Below are 18,313 nucleotides of genomic sequence, written 5' to 3'. Positions count from 1 at the left end.
TTTAAGTTTTATTTTGTTTTATAAAGTTTAATTTACTTAATTTGATAAAAGATTTTTAAATCTTTTAAAGTGATCAAATACTCGTTGTGGCTAACCAAACATCGGGCTATGGAACAAATGAACCTTACTTAACCAAATTATGAGTACGCAAATTCATCCGCAAAATTCACTGCTCGATCGGGTAGGGATACCAAAAAACCTGGCCTGGGGTTATCTAGGCATTTTAATTTTTATGATGGGCGATGGCCTTGAGGGAAGTTGGCTAAGTCCTTATTTAATTGAAAGAGGAATGAGTATTCAACAATCCGCATCATTATTTACTGCTTACGGGGTTACCATTGCCATTTCATCGTGGTTTTCAGGAGTTTTGGTAGAAAGTTACGGACCAAAGAAAACCATGTTGATGGGTTTAATACTTTATATTTTAGGTACGGCCGGTTTTGTAGGTTACGGCGTTCCGAAGTTAGATTATGTAATCATGTTGCTTACCTACGCCATCAGAGGTTTTGGATATCCGTTTTTTGCCTATTCATTTTTGGTTTGGATTACATACCGAAGTCCACAGAAAAAATTAGGCACCGCAGTTGGCTGGTTTTGGTTTGTTTTTACTGGAGGATTAAATGTTTTTGGAGCCTATTATTCGAGCTGGGCGATTCAAAATTTAGGATATTTAAATACCCTTTGGAGTTCAATATTCTGGGTGTTGATCGGTGCATTTTTTGCATTGGTGCTCATAAAAGATAAATTCAAATCAGATACAACGGTAAAGGTGAATAAATCGGAAGAGTTGAAGAAAGGATTAACAGTTGTTGTTGAAGAGCCAAAGGTGCTCATAGGTGGCATCGTTCGAATCATCAATACTACAGCCCAATTTGCTTTTCCGGTATTTTTACCCACGTACATGGCCACTCACGGTTTTAGCACAACCGAATGGGTTCAAATTTGGGGCACCATTTTCATCGCCAATATAGCTTTTAACCTAATTTTTGGTTTCGTGGGCGATAAATTGGGTTGGCGCAATACCATCATGTGGTTTGGAGGTATCGGCTGTGCAATAACCACTTTGTTGTTCTTCTATTCACCGCAAATTTTTGGCAGTAATTTTTGGGCCATCCTGCTTTGTGGCGTACTGTGGGGCGCAATGTTAGCGGGTTATGTTCCACTTTCGGCATTGGTGCCATCATTGGTTAAAAAAGATAAAGGTGCTGCAATGGCCATATTAAATTTAGGGGCAGGTTTGGCCGTTTTTGTTGGTCCACTCATTGTTTGGCTATTTATTGGTTCCATTGGCAATGAGGGTGTTGTATGGATTTTGGCAGGATTATACTTTTTAAGTGCGGTTTTAACCAGGTTTATCACCTTGCCTGATAATGCTAAAATTGCACATCTAAGTGAGCCAGAAATGCAGGCTATACCTGCAAATTAATTGTAAAATAATACGTAATTATAGATGAGGATTTTAGTTACCGCTCCATATAATGATCAAGGACGAGCCTTATTGGAGAAAAATTTTGGAGAAGTTATTTATAGAACATGGAAAGATCAAGGTAGATCGTTTAATGAAGAGGAACTCATCAGTTTATTAACTGAAACCCATGCTAACGCGTTAATTACCGAACACGATCATGTAACTGAAAGGGTGATCAATAAATTTCCTCACCTGCGGTTTATTGGCGTTTGTAGAGGTACGCCATCAAATGTTGCGGTAGAGGCAGCAGAAAAATTTGGTATTCCGGTGTTTCATACCCCAGCAAGAAATGCGCAGGCAGTTGCCGAAATGTTTGTGGCCAATGTGATAAATATTTTACGGATGACCATTCCAAGCTGGCAATGGCTTACTGGAGAAAATTGGGAAGAGGGCGCTCATACTTCATACCTTCAGTTTAAGGGGAATGAACTGGCAAATAAAACCATTGGTATGGTAGGCTTTGGTGCAGTGGGACAACGTATTGCTGAAATCTTGAAATGCTTTCCCTGCAACATTCAATTTTACGATCCTTTTTTGGAAGAATTTAATTCAGATTATCGCAAAACATCTTTGGAGGATATTTTTGAAACCAGCGACATTGTATCAATACATTTACCTGTTAATAGCCATACCGTTGGAATGATTAACAGTAACTTAATATCCAGAATGAAACCAGACGCTATTTTTGTAAATACTGCCCGAGCGAGTGTGGTAGATAGAGATGCGTTGCTACATGCGATAAAAAATGATAAAATAAGAGGTGCTGTTCTTGATGTTTTCGATCATGAACCGCCTGATGAAAAAGATTATCAATTGATTCATTCTCCAAAAGTTTTGGCTACTCCTCATACTGCTGGGGCTACACATGAGGTTGAAGACCATCATGTAAATATCCTTAATGCGAAACTATTGAACTGGTTAAAGGAGCATAATTTGGCAGATAATAAGGTTAAAAGTTAAAACAAATGGCTAGAAAAGAAGAAGTTTACTTGGTTGTTGATATCGGCACGGGCAACGTTCGCGTTGCCTTAGCCAAAATTTCCGGAGAAATAATCGATATTGAAAGGGAAAATTTAATCTACCATAAGGATAATCAATATCCGGAAGCCTTATATTTTGAGCCACACATTTTATGGCAGCAGGTTCATCGTTTGGCCCAAAAAGTTTTGTTGCATGCCGTAACTTATCAAGTAATAGCGGTAACGGCAACCAGTCAACGCGAAGGAATTGTATTGGTTGATCAAGCAGGAAAAGCATTGATTGGTCTTCCAAATATCGATCACCGGGGACGCGAATGGGAAAATTTAATTGCAGATAAATCTGCAGTTTATAAGTTAACTGGTCGATATCCTACATCATTATTCTCGGCACTAAAAGTGGTGGGAATTAGGAATAAAAGACCCGAAATTTGGAATGCCTACAATACCTTTATGAGCATTAGCGATTGGGTAGAATTTATGTTCTCTGGTGTATTGCATTACGAACATTCTCAAGCTTCTGAAACGTTACTTTATGATGTAGCGGCAAAAAATTGGTCGCCAGAATTATGTCGAATTTTTGATTTGAAAACAGAAACCCTGCCACCGTTAACCGATTCTGGAACAGTGCTGGGAAAGGTTAAAACAGAGGTTGCAGATTTTTTTAATATCTCGAATACGGCAGTAGTGGTAGTTGGTGGTGCAGATACCCAATTGGCTGTACAAAGTACGCAACCTGCTGCTGATGACGTGGTAATTGTTTCAGGAACAACTACGCCAATTATCAAAGTTACGAACGAATACCAATTGGATGAACAGGAACGCACCTGGACTGGTAGGCATATCGATGAAAATAGCTTTATGCTGGAAGCCAATGCCGGTGTTACAGGGTTAAATTATCAGCGGTTAAAAGAAGTTTTTTATCCAAATGAAGATTATGATGTGATTGAAGAGGAGCTAAATGCTTTGGATTGTTATCAGTGCGTGGCATCATTAGGTTCGCTTTTAGCTGATGAAAAAACGCCGCTAACCCGTGGCGGATTTTTATTCGATGCGCCTGTATCCCACCAGTTAAGTAGAGGTAGCTTTGTATGGGCAACCCTTTGGGATATTGCCTGTAGCATTAAAGGAAATTACGATAGCCTTTGTGAAGTAAGTGAACATCAACAAGATTATATTTGGGCTTGTGGTGGCGGTGTGCAAAGCAAAACCCTGAGACAATTTATTGCCAATTTATTAGGGAAAAAAATCATCATTTGCGATAGTTATCGTCAATCATCAGTTGTTGGTGGGGTTTTTATATGTAATGATGCTTTGGGAAAACCACAACCGCAAAGAAAAATTATGGAGACTATCTATCCAGAAAAATCAGCTGCCGACGAAAAGAATTTCGCCGAATGGAAAAAAACACGCACTTCGTTTAGAGATTTATTGAGCCAATAATGGAAGCATACTTTTTAGGCGTTGATGTCGGTACACAAGGTGCAAGAGTTGTTTTGCTCTCTCATTTGGGAGAGCTATTAGGAGAAGTGGAAGAGGTGTTTCCAATCAGCGAATCTTCGAGGGCGGAACAATCACCTAAAGCCTGGTGGATTTCTTGCCGAACTTCTTTGCAAAAGCTTCTGGCGCAAGTAAAGGTAGATAAATTAAAGATTTTGGCCATTTCAGTAACCTCCACATCCGGTACGGTTATTCCTTTGGATGTTAACAATGAACCGTTGCATGATGCGATCATGTATAGCGATAAACGATCGGCCTTGCAGGGTGAAATTTGCACCGCGGCAGCGCTAAAATTTCACAATAAAGGTTTCACTTCCTTTAATTCATCGAGTGGTTTAGCTAAAATGCTTTGGTTTATTCAAAATTATCCAGAAAAAGCAAATCAAATTGCAAAATGGGTTCACGCAGCCGATTACATTACAGGAAAATTAAGTAACGAATTTGGTATAACAGATTATACAAATGCTTTCAAATCGGGATATGATGTTGGTGATTATTATTGGCCAAATTATGTTTCGGACGAATTGGGAATAAAAAAAGAGTGGTTACCACAAGTTGTTTCATCAGGTACCATCATTGGAAAATTAATTCCACAATTGGCTTCCGAATGGGGATTATCTCAAAATGTTGCAGTTACCGCAGGTATTACGGATGGTTGTGCATCGCAAATTGCCTCGGGTGCAATGGAGCCAGGAGATTGGAACACTACGATTGGTACAACGATGGTCATTAAAGGCGTAACCAAAAACGAGATTACCGATCAGCAGGGAAGAATTTACAGCCATCGCCATCCCGCAGGGTATTGGATGCCGGGTGGTGCCAGTAATACGGGGGCTGACTGGGTTTCGGCCAAATTTGGAAATGATTTAAAATCACTGAATGAAGCAGCTGCAAAACTTATCCCGACAGGTAAAATTTCTTATCCATTGATCCAAAAGGGAGAACGTTTTCCCATCATGGCGCCACAGGCTTATGGTTTTGAGGATGAAAATTTGTCAGAAGACGAGAAATTTACCGCCAATATGGAGGGAGTTGCTTACCTGGAAAGATATGCTTTCGAATTAATCAGCCATCTTTCAGGAGAGGAAATTAAAACCATTTACACCGCAGGTGGTGGAAGTAAAAGTGATGTTTGGCTAAAAATTAGAGCCAATGTAATGCGTTGCCCAATTGTTAAAATGAAATATGTTTCAGGAGCGGTTGGTGCAGCTATTTTAGCGGCTTCGGCAGTATATTTTGATGGAATTATGGATGCTGCAAAAAAGCTTACGGTTATTGATAAGGAGTTTTTTCCAGAATTGGCACTGGCAGATCAATACGATGTTTATTACCGAGAATTTACGGCGGAATTGGTGAAGAGAGATTTTATTAAACAAGAAGAAATTTATGCTTAAAGTATATTTATTAAGGCACGGAGAAACCGCCTACAATGCTGATGGAAACCGTTATTGCGGAAGAACTGATATAGAATTAACCACTAAGGGATTAAGGCAGGCGAAATTTGTGTTCGATCAATTGAGCGATATTAAAATTGATGCAGTTTATTCTTCTCCACTACTTAGGGCAAAGCGCACTGCCGAAATCGCCTCGGGCGAAAGAGATGTTTTTATAGATGAGCGATTAATTGAGGTTGATTTTGGTGATTGGGAAGGTAAAACGAAAGAAGAATTTATTGCAGAAAACGCCTCATTGTGGACCGATTGGATGGATGCTCCCGAATCGAACAAGGCGGGTGGCACTGGAGAGTCGGCTACAGAAATAGTAGAACGCGTAACTGCTTTTTTTGATGAAATGATTGCCAAACATCAAAATAAAACCATAATGGTGGTTGGGCACAATGGCATCAACCGGCTATTTATGGCAAGCAAACTTGGCATGCCTTTAAAAAATTATCGCCAGCTGGCACAGCAAAATTCATCAATAACCGAAATAGAGTTTGATGAAGATGGTGTAATGACGCTTAAACTTTTAAACAGTAAAATATAATCCAAAAATGAAAACTACCTTAAAAGCTATTGTGTTCACCAAGCTTCTTTTTGCTTGTTCTGTAGGCGTATTTGCTCAAAATAGCATCAATACTTTAAAGATCAAAAATGTGAATGAGCTGCGTGAATTTTTTAAGTACACAGGAAAAAACACACCCATTATTAGTGGTCACAGGGGTGGAACGGTTAAGGGTTTTCCCGAAAATTGCATCGCCACTTTTGAAAATACCCTAAAATTTACCCCTGCCTTTTTTGAGATCGACCCACGGCTAACCAAAGATAGCGTACTGGTTTTAATGCATGATGTAACACTTGATCGTACAACGAATGGCACTGGAAAAGTTGCTGACTATACATTTGCAGCGCTTCAAAAATTTAGGTTGAAAGATCCGGAAGGAAATGTAACTGACTATAAAATTCCAACCTTAAAGGAAGTGATTGATTGGAGCGCTGGTAAAACTGTTGTGAATTTGGATCGTAAAGATGTGCCTTTAGAAATGCAAGAACGCATTTTAAAGGAGAATCCAAATAAGGTAATCATGATTACTGTTCACGATGCCAAACATGCTAAGTTTTATTATGATCAAAATCCTAATCGCATGTTTTCAGCTTTTGTAAAAACCAAAAAGGCACTTCTTGAATATGAAGCTGCTGGTATTCCCTGGAGAAGCATGATCGCTTATATTGGTCCGACAAATAAGCCTGAAAATAAGGAACTTTTTGATATGCTGCATGCCCGTGGCGTAATGTGTATGATATCTGCTGCACCAACCTATGATAAACTGACAGCCATGGAAGAGAGAGCAAAAAACTATAGAGAAACTTTTGAGCAGGGTGCAGATATTCTTGAGTCGGATTTGCCTATCGAAGTGGCTGAAGCCATTCAAAAGCTTCTTCCAAAAAACAATCCAAAAGCAAAATTTATGGGCAAATTGAATCTAAAGAAATAGAGTAAGGATCACATGGTTCAAGCATTAGCCAAACCTGAACGCAGACGATGGTTTATCATTTCAGTGATATTTCTGGCCATTGTTTTTAACTATTTTGATAGGCAAATTGTATCCATATTAAAGCCGGTTATCAAAAAGGAATTTCGATTGGCTGATGATGGTTATGCTTTTATTCTTAATATTTTTACCATTTGTTACGCATTGATGTATCCGGTAACCGGATGGTTGGTTGATCGTTTTGGTGCTAAACTTACCATGTTTTTCGGTATTATTGGATGGTCTGTAGCTTGTTTAGGTGGTGGGATTTCCAGAACAGTTGGTCAATTTACATTTTTTAGAGGTATGCTCGGAATGGCAGAACCCACCAATTTTCCAGCCCAGTTACGCGTAGTTACCATTTGGTTTCCTGGTAAACTCAGGGCAACAGCCAATAGCTTATGTGTGGCAGGGAGTTCTATCGGAGCCATCATTGCACCACCTTTAGTTGCATGGCTAGCCATTACCTACAATTGGCATACTGTATTTATTGTAGCTGGTGTGGTGGGATTAATCATTGCCGCACTCTGGTTTTTTGTTTACCGCGAACCACCTGCTCATATTTTGGCAGAATCTACAGGAAGTATATCGGCAACAGAGGATGCGGGTTTTAAATGGACACAACTTTGGGGCACTAAAAGCCTTTGGGGCGTTCTCTTGATAAGATTTGTTACTGATCCAGTGTGGTATTTCTGTCTCTTCTGGTTGCCGGGATATCTTCAAGAACAATCTGGATTAAGCCTGAAAGAAATGGGCTTATACGGATGGATTCCTTTTTTAGTGGCTGATTTAGGTGCAATCGGAACATCTGCCTGGTCTGATTACATGGTTAGAAAAGGAAAGAAACCGTTAAAAGCACGAAAAATTATGTTAAGCTGTGTAGCAGCCCTTTCGCCATTCTGCATCCTAACGCCCTATTTGCCCAGCGCATTTTCAACATTATTGATATTCAGCACAGTGGCCATCGCTTGTTTAAGCTGGTTATTTACCATTAGTGTGGTTGTTGCGGAGGCTTTTCCCACTCGGAATGTAGCCAGTGTTTTGGGTATTGCAGGTGGTTTTGGTGCCTGTGGTGCTGTACTGTTCAATTATTTTGTTGGCCAGCTCATGGGTAAAATTGGTGCTGAACAAATATTTATAGTCATGGCGTTTCTACATCCCATTGGCGTAATCATCCTCTGGACAATGATAAAGCCAGAAAAACCGAAATTAATTTTAGAAAAGATTTAGTATTTATTGATATGGATAATAAAATTTTAACGGTTACAGAACCAGCAAAAGAACTTCCAGTTAGAGCTAGTGTTGATGTTTTGGTGGTAGGTGGAGGCCCATCGGGGCTTATTGCGGCACAAGCTGCCGCCGACGATGGCTTGAAAGTAATGCTCATTGAAAGCAGAAGTTTTGTTGGTGGCAACATGACTATCGGTTTGCCTATTTTAGGTTTTTTGGGTCAAAAGGGAAATCAAATTATTAAAGGTCTTCCACAGAAATTTATCGATAGGCTTAAAGAAAAAAATGCTTCGAGCGAGCATCGCCCGTGCCCATTACACATGAGTTTAACTTTGGTTGAGCCCGAAGCAGTCAAAAATGTGGGCTTGGAAATGCTCTTAGAAAGTGGGGTGGATGTTTTACTTTACGCTTTCTGTGTTGACGTAATCAAAGAGGAAAACCACCTCAAGGGAATTATTATCGAAAGCAAATCAGGTCGTGAAGTAATTTTGGCCAAAACCATTATAGATTGTACCGGAGATGCAGATGTAGCTTTTAGGGCTGGGGTAGCATGCGAACAGGGAAATGAGCAAGGCGGCGTTCAACCACCAACACTAATGTTTGCACTAGGAGGCGTAGATACTGAAAAATTGCGACTCAGTATATCAGAGGAACCAAGAACCTATTTAACCGATTTCATTCCCAACGAATATTTCGGACAAAACAATCAGTTTATTGTGGTAGGCCTGCGTTCTTTAATACAAAAGGCACAGGAAGATGGCTTAAAATTACCAACGGAACGAACCATCGTTATCACAGGATTGAGAGAAGGTGAAGTTTGGGTTAATATGACCCGGGTAAATGGTGTAGATGGAACTGATCCTGCCAGTCTCTCATTTGGAGAGGCAGAAGGTCGTAGGCAGATACACAACATTCAGAAATACCTGATTAACTATGTTCCAGGCTTTGAGAACGCGTATTTTACAAAAATGGCACCATTCATCGGCATCAGGGAAACCAGAAGAATTGTGGGAAAGTATGTGATGACAGCACAAGATGTTTTAAGTTGCGGAAGATTTGATGATGCCATTGCGGTAGCGAGTTATCCTTTGGATTTACATCATCCGCAAGGTGGCGGCTGTACTTTAGAATGGTGTGGCGATTGCTACGACATTCCATATCGCTCGTTAATTCCAACGGAAATAGAGAATCTAATTGTGGCTGGAAGGTGTATTTCTACCACTCACGAAGCCATGTCGGCCATCCGGGTAATGGCGCCTTGCATGGCCATGGGCGAGGCTGCGGGTAGGGCAGCGAAATTGGCCGTTCGTCACCAGGTATTGCCATCTCATTTGGATGTTGATTTATTGCGTAAAGAACTGGTTGAAAAGGGTGCTTATTTAAATTCGATGGAATTGGCTCAATCTTAAATATATGTCTGAATTTTCCCGAAGAAATTTTGTTAAAAGTCTAGGACTTGCATTTTCTGCATCAATAGTTGGAAGCAATGCGCAAGCAATTGCAGGATTTTCTTCAGCTCAAAACTTAAAAGATAGCCACCGCATTTTAGGTTGTAATATCCGGGTGGCTTTACCAGAAGACGATGTCTTAGGCAGAGGTTGGAAAGCCAGAAAAGATATTTGCATTAAAATAATTAAAGCACAAAAGCCCGATATTATTGGTTTGCAAGAAGTGTTGAGGGTGCAGGCAGAAGATATCCAAAAGGCAATGCCTGATTATTTTGCTTTTGGTTTCGATGGACCAGAAATGGATATCAATAAAGAAACCTACAACGGAATTGCCAAAAATTTGATTGTTTTTTCAAAGAAAAGATATGCCATGGTTTCTGCTGGTTGTTACTGGCTATCAGAAACCCCTGAAATTGGCGGAAGCTTGGCTTGGGGAACTGCTCGGGCAAGGCATGTAAATTGGGTGCGGTTGCAGGATAAATCATCAGGTAAAGAGTTTCGCGTCATATCAACCCACTTGGATCACAAATCGCAAGAGGCAAGAAACAAGCAAGGAGCAATGATTGTGAAAGAAAGTAATCAATATCAGCCAGATTTTCCGCAGCTGCTCATTGGCGATTTTAATGTAGATGCTAAAAATCCAGTTTTCAAAATCATTACTGGTGGAGGCTGGTCTGAAACTTATTTAACAATTCATGGCAATGCCGAACCTGGCTTAACAGCCCACAATTTTATCGGTCCTGAATATGCGAAAACAAAAAACACCGGCAAAATAGATTTTATATTCACCAAAGGAATGATCAAAACGTCATCAGCCAATATCATTAAAGATCAAATTAACGGTATTTATCCGAGTGATCATTATTTTGTAAGTGCCGACATCAGCCTCACCTAACTATTCTGCAATGATAACTTTTACGCCCTTTTCTTCGATTTGATTAACTACAAATTCGGATACGCCACTATCGGTTACGATATAATGAACCTGCTCAAAACCGCAAACTTTACCAAGGCCCCGCTTGTCGAATTTGCTGCTATCAGCCATAATTACAACGGTTTGAGCGGTGTCTATCATTTTTTGGTTAAGTGTGGCTTCTGCTAAATTGGTTATCGAAAAGCCGAAATCCAGGTCAATGCCGTCGACACCTAAAAATAGTACGCCACAAGATATTTCACTTAAAACACGTTCGGCATAAGAACCAGCAACCGATGAAGAGTTAGAACGAATTAAACCGCCAAGCTGTAAAACTTCCACATTGGGCCGTGTACTCAACTCCAGGCCCACTTTTAGCGCAGGTGTAATCACCGTTAAGTGTTGGTTTGGGTATAAAAACCTGGCCAATTCGAATACAGTAGTGCCCGAACCAATGCTGATGGAATCGCTTTTTTCAATTAAAGAAAGTGCTGCCTTTGCAATTTTTTGCTTCTCATCAGAATTGATGAATGCTTTTTCATTGATGGTGCGCTCGTTGGCGTATGGATTATTAATTGATCCACCGCCGCGGGTTCTGAATAGCAGATTTTTATCTTCTAAAAGTTTCAAATCTTTTCTAATGGTAACACCAGAAACTTCCATCAAATCTGTAAGCTCTATGATGCTTACTTTTCCGTCCTCCTTTAGTTTTTTGAGGATAAATTCGTGTCTATCTGTAATGTTTTTCATAGAAAAATATCTGGTTTGGAGCTTAATTTACAAAAATATGCGACAAACATAATTTAAAATCGGATGATTCAAAATTATATTTAGTTTAATTACCTTTCAATGTGTTTATATTAAATTAACATTTGATTTGGTTGTTGGTAAAAACTTAATTTTTAATCATACCTATATGCAGCGGTAAATGTATTTTTATCCATTATTGTTGCAATTACATGAGTGAAGAAAAACGAAACGATCTGGTGGCCGAAATAAATCCCTACGACTATATTTTAAAGGATTTTAATCTTAAAAACCTGAGTGCAATCGTAATTCTGAAGCATTTAAATCAGCAAATATATACCGATGTAAAAGGTTTTTACAGCATTGTTCCAGAGCAGATTGAAATTGATTTTGCCGCATTTAGCCATTACGATTCTTCAACTGTTTTTCCTATTGTTCAAATTCAGCAAGACGATAAAAATGTAAAACTTTTCTGCAGATGCGATACACCAAAGCATAAGATGTGTGCGCATCAGGCGCAGGTTTTGTATAACATTTTGCAGCGGCAAGATTTATTAATATTTTTTGATAAAAATCTCCGCAAACAGCGATTGGCTAAAGTGGCACTGGATTATGGCCTTGAAAAAGAAGAAGATTTAGATTCGATCTTCAACTTAATTTTAGATGATGGCGGGCTGGAAATTAAGCCAAAAATTGATGCATTACAGCCATTTAATGCAGAAGCAAAAGAAAATTTGCAGCAATTGTTATCGCCAAAAGAGCAAAGTAAAAAAGTTAAAGTAGAAAGGGACAATTTAATTTTGGTATTGGGGCAACACCGATACTACAACAATTTAACAATAGAACTTTTTGAAGCGCAAACCACTAAAAGTGGGAAAGTGAAAAATCCTTTAACAAATATAAACCCAAACGAGCTAATATTTAATGCGACAGAGAGCGAAGTATTGAAGTTTTATAGTGGCGTGGCTGCTTTTCAACAAAATTACAATAGCGAACAAAGTGAAGCTGAAATAAATGCATTAAAGGCTGTAGTTAAAAATCCCTTAAACCTGCCCTTTTACCTACAAGCGAATAAGCAATCTTCAGCAATACAGGCAGCTACCATATCTGCTGTTGAAGTGAAAGTTTTAGATGTCGATTTACACTTAACTGTTAACCAAAAGGATGATTTTTACGAAATTACCGGAAGGCTAAACATAGAAGGAAAATCTTATGAGCTTGATCAATTGATGCTCATTCACCAATATTTTATTCAACTCAAAAATCAACTTTATCTCATTACAAGAATGGATTTGCTTCGGGTAATTGGGTTTTTTAAAAAGCAGAGTAACCGTTTAATACTTCATAAGTCGAAATACTCCGAATTTCAAAAATCAATTTTGGTTCAGTTGGAAGGAAGCATCCACGTAGATTATTCATACCTAAAACCTGCAACAAAAAGCCAGATTGAAGAGAAGGGTTTTGATTTGGAAAACGAGCAACTGATATATTTATCCGAATCGGAAGATTTTATTCTCATTACACCGGTAATGCGTTATGGCAACCAGGAAATTCCAGTACTTTCCAAAAGGCAAATTCAGGCGCAAGACAAATTGGGTAATGTTTTTACCATTTACCGCGATGAAAAAGCAGAATTACAATTTATTGGAAATGTGCTTAAGCAGCATCCTTTTTTCTACGATCAGGAAAGCAATGATTCATTTTATCTTCATCGAAAAAGGTTTATGGAAGAAGCTTGGTTTTTAGATGCGTTTGAAACCTGGCGAAATAAAGGAATCCACATTTTGGGATTCAATGCACTCAAGAACAATAAACTTAATCAACACAAAGCAAACATTAATATTGAGGTTTTAAGCGGTACCGATTGGTTTGAAACTAAGGTAGAAGTTAAATTTGGAAAGCAAAAAGTAGCTTTAAAACATTTGCATAAATCGATAAGGAACAAGAGTAAATTTGTAACCCTTGATGATGGCACGCATGGTATTTTGCCTGAAAGTTGGTTACAAAAGTTTACTGATTATTTTAGTGCCGGCGAAATTACTGAAGACGCTATTTTAACACCAAAAATAAAATTTGCCACCATTAACGAGCTTTATGAAGATGCTTTACTTGATGGCGATGTTAAAAATGAATTGGCTTCGTATCGGCAAAAATTTGAAAATACCGATTCGGTGCGTGAGGTTGAAGTGCCAGAAACTTTAAAAGCAACATTACGGCATTATCAAAAAGATGGACTGAACTGGCTCAACTTTTTGGATGATTTTAATTTTGGATCTTGTTTGGCCGATGATATGGGTTTGGGTAAAACCATCCAGATTCTGGCTTTTATTCTTTCCCAACGAAACAAAGTGAAGCACAATACGAATCTGGTTGTGGTGCCAGCTTCATTAATTTTTAATTGGAAGGCTGAAGTAGTAAAATTTGCGCCATCCATAAAAGTGAAAACAATTTATGGTAATGAAAGAAGCAAAACTACTGACCGCTTTGATCAGTTCGAAATTATTTTAACTTCTTATGGAACGCTACTTTCTGATATTCGTTTTTTAAAGGATTATCGCTTTAATTATGTCTTTTTAGATGAATCGCAAAACATCAAAAATCCTGAATCACAGCGTTATAAAACAGTTCGAATGTTGCAATCGCGAAATAAGGTGGTGATGACGGGTACACCTATTGAAAACAATACATTCGATTTGTACGGACAATTGTCTTTCGCTTGTCCGGGTTTATTTGGTAGCAAACAGCAATTTGCCGATTTATATTCTACCCCGATTGATCAGTTTAAGGATAAGCGGAGGGCAGAAGAGCTTCAGCATAAAATAAGGCCTTTTATTCTTCGAAGAACTAAAGAGCAGGTGGCTACAGAACTGCCTGATAAAACGGAAATCATTTTATATTGCGAAATGGGAGAGGAGCAGCGTGAAGTTTACGAAGCAAATAAAAAGGAAATTCAGGATTATATTTTAAATAAATCTGAAGATGAACTGCCCAAAAGTTCGATGCACGTTTTAAAAAGCATTACGCAATTAAGACAAATTTGCAATTCTGCTGCGCTGCTGGCCGATGGAAAATCTTATTTACAGGCTTCATCAAAAATTGATGTGCTTTTGGAGCAAATCGAAAACAAAGCATTAAACCACAAGATTTTGGTTTTTTCTCAATTTGTAACCATGCTCGATTTAATTAAGAAGCAACTTGAAAAGCGAAAAATTAAGTTCGAATACCTTACCGGGCAAACCAGAAACAGAGAAGAAGTGGTTCAATCATTCCAGCAGAATGATGATATTCCAGTCTTTCTAATCAGTTTAAAGGCTGGCGGAACCGGATTAAATTTAACTCAGGCAGATTATGTTTATCTCGTTGATCCCTGGTGGAATCCAGCAGTTGAAAATCAGGCAATTGATCGGGCTTATCGCATTGGTCAGCACAAAAATGTGATGGCTGTCAGGTTAATTTGTCCGGATTCGATCGAAGAAAAAATAATGAAGTTGCAGGCAACCAAAAAGGATTTGGTTAAAAATCTGATTCAAACGGATGGGAGCTTTTTTAAGGGATTAAGTAAAAAGGAATTGTTGGGGCTGTTAAGTTAAGTTTGACTGATGAAGTTTTGGAGGGCTTTGTAGTGGGGAAACTTCGTCAGTCTTTCGATTAAACTGTCGAAGTCTTCCTGCTCTCCTGGCTTTGAGACTTCGCAAGTTGATCTGACTTACGAAGTTTTGGAGGGCTTTGTCGTGGATGAACTTCGTCAGTCTTTCGATTAAACTGTCGAAGTCTTCCTGTGCTCCTGACTTTTGAGACTTTGCAGTTGATCTGACTTACGAAGTTTTGGAGGGCTTTGTAGTGGGGAATCTTCGTCAGTCTTTTGATTAAACTGTCGAAGTCTTCCTGCGCTTCTGGCTTTTGAGACTTCGCAAGTTGATTTGATTAACTAAATTTTCACCTGAAATTCATAGTCCAGAAAAGTTGGCACATTCAGGCTCTCTACTATTTTCCAATCTTTCTTTTCTGCAATAAAATTTGGTTCAACTAAGTTAGCAGATTGTGCAGCTGCGGTGTAAAACTCCATCTTTGTAGGGTGCTCTGGAGAACAGGCATTGTAAGTCCGCCCAAAAGCTTGTTTTGATAAAATGTTTAAAGCAATGCCAACAGCATCGGTTTGATGAATTAAATTAACTGGCGCCAATCCGTTTGGTACATTTGTTTTTCCTGCGAAAAACCTGCCTGGGTTTCTATCCGGACCAATTAATCCCGCGAAGCGGATAATGGTAAAATGTTCTGGTCGAACTGATTTTAAAATATTTTCGGCGGCTAAAACAACTTTTCCTGAATCCGTATCAGGATGTGTTTCACTATTTTCGTTTACTGTAGTATCATCATCTCCGTAAACACTTGTTGAGCTAATCATTACCACCTGAGCAATTTTATCTTTTGCAGCCGCTAAAATTGCCTCAATCTTTGCTGGATAATGATGCAGTTCGGGAGAATTTCTTTTTGGAGGGATGCAGATAAAAAGCACATCAGCTTCAAAAAATTCATCGTCTGCAATAATTTGATCAGCAGTAAAATTGATTAAAAATGGATTTATTTTTTCTTCGGCCAATAAGCTTAATTTTTCAGGAGAGGTGGTCGATCCGTTGACTTCATAGCCTGTTTCAATCAACTTCTTTGCGAGGGCAAAACCAAACCAGCCACAACCTAAAATGGATATTGTTTTCATCTTGTATTTAACAATTGAGTAATTAAACAGTTTAAACAATTAACCGACTAAACAAAAAATTATCCTTTGCCAATGTTATAACATGCCCTGCAACGAGGCTCGTAACTCTCTTTTTCGCCAAGTAAAACTGTAGCCTCATCGGCAACGGTTCGGTAGCTGTACAATGCCGGGTTGCCACAGCAAACACAAACTGCATTCACTTTGGTAACATGTTCGGCAATGGCCATTAAAGCAGGCATGGGGCCAAATGGTTTGCCGGTAAAATCCATATCAAGTCCGGCAACAATAACGCGGATACCCTTCATCGCTAGTTTATTGCAAACATCGGGCAGTTCATCATCGAAAAACTGTGCTTCATCTATACCTACTACTTGGGTATTGGTTCCAAGAAGCAAAATGGCTGAGGCACTATCAACGGGGGTAGAATTAATGGAATTTAAATCGTGAGAAACTACAGCGCTTTCATGATAACGCGTATCGGTACGGGGTTTAAAAATCTCTACATTCAGCTTAGCAATTTGGGCTCTTTTTAGTCTGCGGATCAGTTCTTCCGTTTTACCCGAAAACATTGAACCACAAACTACTTCAATACTTCCCGAAAATTCGCCCCTTCTTCTAAAATTTTGTTCGCTAAATAACATGCCCTATTTTTTATCCGCTGATGTACTTTCTTTAATTTTTAAACCGAACAAATATCATAATTAAGTGTTATTTTTGAATACATAGTTACCAACATAAATCGACCAAAAAATCGTTATACCTTCATGATGAACCAACTAGATATCTTCAAAAAAGTAGGCCATATTTTAACAGAATTAAATGAGCAATATCAATTCCTGGCTCAAAATCCTGAACAGTTAAATGATTTAGAATTAGAACTGTTTTTAGCCAATGCCGATTTTTTAGCTGATCATGTTCGCATTGTACAAAAGTTAAGCGTTACTCCCCAGCAAAAAGAAGCACCCAAGCAAGAAATACCTTTCGTAGCGCAGCCTGAAACTTTAGCCGATGAAATGTGGACGAATAAACATGAAGAGGTGGAGGATGAGCGTTTTGAAACCGCTGAGCTGGATGAAATAGCTACTGCTGAAGAGGAGGAAGAAAGAATAGATTTAAAGCCAGAGCAAGAGGTACGGGATAACGAAAAAATTCAGGAAGATAAGGCAGCACAAATTTTAGAAAAGGATTTCTTTAAGCCTGATCAAGACGATCATTCTTTTGAATTTGTTTTAGGCAACCACAGTACTGATGATAAATTTGATTACGAAGAAAAATCGGTACAAGAGATTTTTGATCGCCCTTTGAGTAAAGATGAAGAGCAGGTGCTTGCTCAAAAGAAAATGATTCAGGAGAAAGAGGAGCAGCCCAGCCGAGTAGATGAAGGGATGGTAGCAACAGAAGAAGATGAAATTGGTCCGGAGCCGTTTTTAATTCCTCATGAAGATGAAGGGGAATTAAGGGATGAAGAGGATGAGGTTAAGATTGCGACTGAGGATAGAATTGAGGCTGAACATGCTAAACCTATCGAGGCTTTGAGGGATGTAGAAATGGATGAGCCTATTATTTCTCCTCCTGTAATAGAAGAAAAACCAATGTTCATTCCGGAAGCTGTTCCGGTTAGGCCACCAGTTCAGCCTGTAGCAGCAACGCAAACGCCAAGTTTAAATGATTTATTGGCGAAAACGCATGCAAATAGCGACGAAGAGATTAAAGCACCAATTGCTGATCTCAAACAGGGAATCAGTTTAAATGAAAAACTTTTATTCATCAAAGACTTATTCAAAGGCTATAATCTGGCCTATTCAGAAGCAATCGACATCGTTAATAGAATGAATAATTTCGAGGCTGCGGATAGCTTTTTACAAAGTAATTATGCCGTTAAAAATGATTGGGCAAGTAAACAAGCCACGGTTGACCAGTTTTATGAATTGTTGAATAGACGGTTTAGGAATTAGGGTTATAAGTTGGACGTTGTAGGTTATAAGTTGTACGTTTTAAGTTGTAGGTCTGGGTTTGTGAAACAGGTTATAAGTTGTACGTTATAAGTCTGGTTTTGTGAAATAGGTTATAAGTTGTACGTTTTAAGTTATAAGTCTGGGATCAGATATAAGATGGATTTACATTCTAAAGCCTTCATTGATGTAAAGCTTTAGTAATTCGTCATTCCCATGCAGGTGGGAATTTTAAAGCATTGGTCTATTTGTTTTTAAGATCCCCAGTCAAGCTGAGGGTTAATTTATTTCATAAAAATCAATATAAATGACGCTACCTTTATGTTGAGTATAAATGAGCATCATAACAGTCGTATCATTAGTGTTTCAACCTGAAGCTGAGTCTTGTTT

Annotated in this window: 14 protein-coding genes; 11 read left to right on the top strand and 3 right to left on the bottom strand. The window is 38.7% G+C overall.

From position 1 onward, the window contains the following. Positions 1-139 precede the first annotated feature (139 nt). From LUA91_RS11485 to LUA91_RS11445, 9 genes are read left to right on the top strand one after another with little or no spacing between them, the layout of a single operon-like run. Positions 140-1,426 (top strand): MFS transporter, encoded by a 1,287-nt coding sequence (locus LUA91_RS11485; RefSeq protein ID WP_231426193.1) that lies wholly within the window; start codon positions 140-142, stop codon positions 1,424-1,426. Between the two features lie 24 nt (positions 1,427-1,450). After that, the gene (locus tag LUA91_RS11480; protein ID WP_231426192.1) at positions 1,451-2,428 is read left to right on the top strand and encodes an NAD(P)-dependent oxidoreductase; all 978 of its coding nucleotides are present in this window, start codon (positions 1,451-1,453) and stop codon (positions 2,426-2,428) included. A 5-nt stretch (positions 2,429-2,433) separates the two neighbouring features. Then, positions 2,434-3,888, top strand: a complete 1,455-nt coding sequence (locus LUA91_RS11475; RefSeq protein WP_231426191.1) for an FGGY-family carbohydrate kinase — start codon at positions 2,434-2,436, stop codon at positions 3,886-3,888. Then, entirely contained in the window at positions 3,888-5,339 is a 1,452-nt protein-coding gene (locus LUA91_RS11470) for an FGGY-family carbohydrate kinase (RefSeq protein ID WP_231426190.1), read from the top strand. The genes LUA91_RS11475 and LUA91_RS11470 overlap by 1 nt, the downstream gene beginning before the upstream one ends. Continuing rightward, entirely contained in the window at positions 5,332-5,931 is a 600-nt protein-coding gene (locus LUA91_RS11465; protein ID WP_231426189.1) for a histidine phosphatase family protein, read from the top strand. The genes LUA91_RS11470 and LUA91_RS11465 overlap by 8 nt, the downstream gene beginning before the upstream one ends. 7 nt (positions 5,932-5,938) lie before the next feature. Beyond that, on the top strand, positions 5,939-6,880 hold the full coding sequence (locus tag LUA91_RS11460; RefSeq protein WP_231426188.1) for a glycerophosphodiester phosphodiesterase family protein: 942 nt from the start codon (positions 5,939-5,941) through the stop codon (positions 6,878-6,880). Between the two features lie 12 nt (positions 6,881-6,892). Further along, a complete protein-coding gene (locus tag LUA91_RS11455) occupies positions 6,893-8,146 on the top strand; it encodes an MFS transporter (RefSeq protein ID WP_231426187.1) in 1,254 nt (417 codons plus the stop codon). Positions 8,147-8,157: 11 nt separating this feature from the next. Next, complete coding sequence (locus LUA91_RS11450) at positions 8,158-9,555, top strand: FAD-dependent oxidoreductase (protein WP_231426186.1); 1,398 nt, start codon at positions 8,158-8,160, stop codon at positions 9,553-9,555. A gap of 4 nt (positions 9,556-9,559) precedes the next feature. Next, positions 9,560-10,489: an endonuclease/exonuclease/phosphatase family protein gene (locus LUA91_RS11445; protein ID WP_231426185.1), complete on the top strand. Its 930-nt coding sequence runs from the start codon at positions 9,560-9,562 to the stop codon at positions 10,487-10,489. Here the strand turns inward: LUA91_RS11445 and LUA91_RS11440 are convergent, their stop codons facing one another. Further along, positions 10,490-11,257, bottom strand: coding sequence for a DeoR/GlpR family DNA-binding transcription regulator (locus LUA91_RS11440; RefSeq protein WP_231426184.1), 768 nt, complete (start codon positions 11,255-11,257; stop codon positions 10,490-10,492). Between the two features lie 209 nt (positions 11,258-11,466). Here LUA91_RS11440 and LUA91_RS11435 point away from each other — a divergent pair, with 209 nt between their 5' ends. Next, positions 11,467-14,844, top strand: a complete 3,378-nt coding sequence (locus tag LUA91_RS11435; protein WP_231426183.1) for a DEAD/DEAH box helicase — start codon at positions 11,467-11,469, stop codon at positions 14,842-14,844. 338 nt (positions 14,845-15,182) lie between these two features. On the opposite strand, the gene LUA91_RS11430 is transcribed toward LUA91_RS11435, so the two are convergent. Together LUA91_RS11430 and LUA91_RS11425 are read right to left on the bottom strand one after the other, a co-directional pair. Then, positions 15,183-15,971 (bottom strand): SDR family oxidoreductase, encoded by a 789-nt coding sequence (locus LUA91_RS11430; protein WP_231426182.1) that lies wholly within the window; start codon positions 15,969-15,971, stop codon positions 15,183-15,185. 59 nt (positions 15,972-16,030) lie between these two features. Next, entirely contained in the window at positions 16,031-16,612 is a 582-nt protein-coding gene (locus tag LUA91_RS11425) for a thymidine kinase (protein ID WP_231426181.1), read from the bottom strand. A 123-nt stretch (positions 16,613-16,735) separates the two neighbouring features. On the opposite strand from LUA91_RS11425, the gene LUA91_RS11420 reads away from it, so the two are divergent. Beyond that, complete coding sequence (locus LUA91_RS11420) at positions 16,736-17,926, top strand: hypothetical protein (RefSeq protein WP_231426180.1); 1,191 nt, start codon at positions 16,736-16,738, stop codon at positions 17,924-17,926. Positions 17,927-18,313: the final 387 nt, after the last annotated feature.

It is taken from the genome of Pedobacter sp. Leaf250 (genome assembly GCF_920984735.1).
Lineage (GTDB): Bacteria > Bacteroidota > Bacteroidia > Sphingobacteriales > Sphingobacteriaceae > Pedobacter.
The sequence above is the reverse complement of the archived record's forward strand: the minus strand, read 5'-3'. Positions and strand labels throughout refer to the sequence as shown.

Bases quoted from the DNA above. Each gene is read 5' to 3' on its own strand.
- LUA91_RS11445 (WP_231426185.1), top strand. From the start codon at position 9,560: ATGTCTGAATTTTCCCGAAGAAATTTTGTTAAAAGTCTAGGACTTGCA.
- LUA91_RS11435 (WP_231426183.1), top strand. From the start codon at position 11,467: ATGAGTGAAGAAAAACGAAACGATCTGGTGGCCGAAATAAATCCCTAC.
- LUA91_RS11425 (WP_231426181.1), bottom strand. From the start codon at position 16,612: ATGTTATTTAGCGAACAAAATTTTAGAAGAAGGGGCGAATTTTCGGGA.
- LUA91_RS11420 (WP_231426180.1), top strand. From the start codon at position 16,736: ATGATGAACCAACTAGATATCTTCAAAAAAGTAGGCCATATTTTAACA.
- LUA91_RS11450 (WP_231426186.1), top strand. From the start codon at position 8,158: ATGGATAATAAAATTTTAACGGTTACAGAACCAGCAAAAGAACTTCCA.
- LUA91_RS11470 (WP_231426190.1), top strand. From the start codon at position 3,888: ATGGAAGCATACTTTTTAGGCGTTGATGTCGGTACACAAGGTGCAAGA.
- LUA91_RS11455 (WP_231426187.1), top strand. From the start codon at position 6,893: ATGGTTCAAGCATTAGCCAAACCTGAACGCAGACGATGGTTTATCATT.
- LUA91_RS11475 (WP_231426191.1), top strand. From the start codon at position 2,434: ATGGCTAGAAAAGAAGAAGTTTACTTGGTTGTTGATATCGGCACGGGC.
- LUA91_RS11485 (WP_231426193.1), top strand. From the start codon at position 140: ATGAGTACGCAAATTCATCCGCAAAATTCACTGCTCGATCGGGTAGGG.
- LUA91_RS11430 (WP_231426182.1), bottom strand. From the start codon at position 15,971: ATGAAAACAATATCCATTTTAGGTTGTGGCTGGTTTGGTTTTGCCCTC.
- LUA91_RS11480 (WP_231426192.1), top strand. From the start codon at position 1,451: ATGAGGATTTTAGTTACCGCTCCATATAATGATCAAGGACGAGCCTTA.
- LUA91_RS11465 (WP_231426189.1), top strand. From the start codon at position 5,332: ATGCTTAAAGTATATTTATTAAGGCACGGAGAAACCGCCTACAATGCT.
- LUA91_RS11460 (WP_231426188.1), top strand. From the start codon at position 5,939: ATGAAAACTACCTTAAAAGCTATTGTGTTCACCAAGCTTCTTTTTGCT.
- LUA91_RS11440 (WP_231426184.1), bottom strand. From the start codon at position 11,257: ATGAAAAACATTACAGATAGACACGAATTTATCCTCAAAAAACTAAAG.